Raw genomic sequence first — 2,966 nt, 5'->3', positions numbered from 1 at the left:
GTAGGAGGGACGGAACCGCCGCTCCTGTGTGGCGGGGCGGTCCGCCGGGTCGAACCGCGGCCCGGCGTCGAGGACGACGACATCGCGTTCGCCCGCGAGCCGGTCGGCGACGAGCGCCCCGGCCGGCCCCGCGCCCACGACGCAGACGTCGGCGTCCGGGACGGGGGTGCGGTCGACGCCCTCGCGTCCCCCGCCGCCGGCGTTCGCCCGTCCGTCTCCGACGCTCTCCGCGCCGCTCATCGCGGCCCCCGCTGATAGCTCTCCGCGCCGCCGGCGTACCCCTGCGGGTTCTCGATCCCCACCAGCTCCCCGCCGGTCGGCGAGGCGTACAGCGCGAGCAGCAGCTCGTTGACGACGAAGAAGCGGACCCGCTCCGCGGCCGTTCCGTCCGGGTTCTCGTCGGCCACGTCCGCGCCGAGCTCGCGGAGGAGCTCGTCGCGGTCCGCGGCCGAGAGGTCGGCGACGGGCGCGCCGTACCACGACCGGGCCGCCGACTCGACCTCGGCGACCGCCGCGCGGAGCCCCTCCGCGTGCGCCGACCCGTCGAGGCGACCGTCGAGGAAGCCGTCGACGAACGCGCCGACCCCGGAGACCTCTCCGGGGTAGACGACCCGCGCCACCGCGGTCATCGCCTCGCGGACCGCCTCGTCGTCCGGGGGGCCGTCCCCGTCCCACGAGGGGTCGCCGTCTCCCGCGCCGTCGCCGCTTCCCCCCTCGTCGGTCCCCCGACGGACGCCGAGCGCGACGCCGCCGGTCGCGCCGATCGCGGCCAGCGCGGCCGCGGCGTCGCGTCGCGTCAGTTCCATGGAGCTTTTTAGGTAGCCCTAAATTCTTATATCCGTCGGAGTGCGCTCGCCGGGCGATCGGAATCCCTAACGCCGGGGGCGCCCTCGCTCGGACAGAGCGACTCCGTTCCCACACAATGTCCCTGCGAACCCGGCTCCGCGACCGGCTGACCGACGGCGACGACAGGCTCCCGCTCGGGCTGACGCTGCTGTGCGCGGCGATCGCCGCCACCCTCGTGTTCCCGCTGGCGTGGCTCGTCATCGAGGCGGTCGCCGTCGAGCGCGAGCGGGCGATCGACCTCGTCTTCAGCGCCGGCACCGCGGACGTCCTCGTCAACAGCCTGTTGCTGATGGCGGGCGTCACCGCCTTCTCGATCCTCATCGGCGTGCCGCTCGCGTACCTCACGGCCCGAACCGACCTCCCCTTCCGGCGGTTCTGGTCGGTCGCGGCCGCGCTCCCACTCGTCGTACCGAGCTACGTGGGAGCCTTCTCGTTCGTCTCCGCGTTCGGGCCGCAGGGCGAGTTCCACGAGGTCCTCGCCCCGCTGGGCGTCGAGCGCGTCCCCGAGGTCAGCGGCCTCTCCGGCTCGATACTCGTCATCACGCTGTACACGTACCCGTACGTCTACCTGACGACCCGGGCCGCGCTGCTGTCGTTCGACACGACGCTGTTGGAGGCCGCCCGGACGCTGAACCACGGTCGGCTCGCGGCGTTCCGCCGGGTGACGCTCCCGACGATCCGGCCCGCGATCGCCGCCGGCTCGCTGCTCGCGGCGCTGTACGCAGTCTCGGACTTCGGGACGCCCTCGATCATGCGGCTCCCAGTGTTCACCCGCCAGATATACGTCGAGTACAACGCGTTCGGCCGCGACTACGCCGCGCTGCTCTCCCTCCAGCTGCTCGTCGTGGTCGTCCTCGTGCTCGCCTTGGAGTGGGCGGTCCGCTCCGACCGGGAGACCAGCGGCGACGACGCGGGGCGGACCGACGACCGGGTGTCGCTCGGGCGGCTGCGGTGGCCGGCGACGCTGTTCCCGGCCGGGGTGTCGGCGTTCGCGCTTCTGGTCCCGCTGTGGATCCTCGGGCTGTGGCTGGTCCGCTCGGAGGCCGGCCGGCGGCCTTCGCTCGCGTTCGAGCCGATCCAGGTGCTCAACTCCGTGTCGGTCTCCGCGGCCGCCGCGCTCGCCGCCGCGCTCGCCGCGATCCCGATCGCGTACTTCGCCGCGAACCACGACTCGCCGCTCGCGGTCGTCTTCGAGCGGGCGACGTACGTCGGCTTCGCGGTCCCCGGCATCGTGCTGGCGCTCGCATTAGTGTACTTCGGCTCCGGCTACGTGCCGTGGCTCTACCAGACGCTCCCCCTCTTAGTGTTCGCGTACGTCGTCCGCTTCCTCCCGCAGGCGGTCGGCTCGACCCGGACGTCGATCCTCCAGGTCGACCGGCGGCTCGTGGAGGCCGGCCGCACGCTCGGCGAGTCGCCGACCGGGGCGTTCAGGCGCGTGACGTTCCCGCTCACGCGCTCGGGGATCGTCGCCGGGGCCGCGCTCGTGTTCCTCACGACGATGAAGGAGCTCCCCGTCACGCTCGTGCTCCGCCCCACCGGGTTCGACACGATCGTCACCCAGATCTGGCGCGCGCAGTCGACCGCGCTCTACCAGTACGCCGTGGTGCCGACGCTCATCCTCCTCCTCATCTCCGGCCTCTCGATGGTCGTCCTCCTCGCGCAGGAGGGCGGTCAAGAGGGACTGTGAGAGGCGGGAGAGACTCGCCGCGTCGACCGCGTCGGCGCACGACGGACCGATCGCTTTCGCTCGTCAGCCGTTCTGAAGCAAATGTACAAGATCGGAGCTGCGGGACCGACGGCGAAACGCGGTTCAGTCGGCGGTCGACGTCTGCTGTTGCCGCGTCACGCGGAGCGACGTGACCGTCGTGTAGAGGACCGCGGCCGCGACGACGACCGCCGCGCCGATGACGAGCACCAGCCCGAGCAGCTCGAGCGTCGAGTTGCCGAGGTACGAGCCCACCTCGCCGATACCCACGGCGATGGAGCCGACCAGCAGCATTCCGCCGACGTACACCCTGATCCCGTCCGGCTCGACGGCGGCCGCCGCCGCGGACCCGACCCCCGCCCCGGACCCGCCCCCCACCCACACCGGGGGCACCTCACCCAGGGTCCCCCCCCCC

General features: G+C 72.8%; 2 protein-coding genes and 2 pseudogenes. 1 reads left to right on the top strand and 3 read right to left on the bottom strand.

What is annotated here, in order from left to right:
* Both B9G38_RS15680 and B9G38_RS15675 read right to left on the bottom strand, forming a co-directional pair.
* Window positions 1-240, bottom strand: a pseudogene (locus B9G38_RS15680) (GMC family oxidoreductase); the annotation flags it as partial.
* The gene (locus B9G38_RS15675; protein WP_086220995.1) at window positions 237-806 is read right to left on the bottom strand and encodes a gluconate 2-dehydrogenase subunit 3 family protein; all 570 of its coding nucleotides are present in this window, start codon (window positions 804-806) and stop codon (window positions 237-239) included. The gene B9G38_RS15675 and the pseudogene B9G38_RS15680, both read right to left, overlap by 4 nt.
* Window positions 807-922: 116 nt before the next feature.
* Here B9G38_RS15675 and B9G38_RS15670 point away from each other — a divergent pair, with 116 nt between their 5' ends.
* Window positions 923-2,533 carry an iron ABC transporter permease gene (locus B9G38_RS15670; protein ID WP_086220994.1) on the top strand — a complete coding sequence of 537 codons (1,611 nt, stop codon included), beginning with the start codon at window positions 923-925 and terminating at the stop codon, window positions 2,531-2,533.
* 123 nt (window positions 2,534-2,656) lie between these two features.
* Here B9G38_RS15670 and B9G38_RS15665 read toward each other — a convergent pair.
* Window positions 2,657-2,966, bottom strand: a pseudogene (locus tag B9G38_RS15665) (sulfite exporter TauE/SafE family protein); the annotation flags it as partial.

The sequence above is a fragment of the Halorubrum sp. SD612 genome (assembly GCF_002135005.1).
Note: the sequence above shows the minus strand (reverse complement) of the source record. Positions and strands in the feature narration are given on the sequence as shown.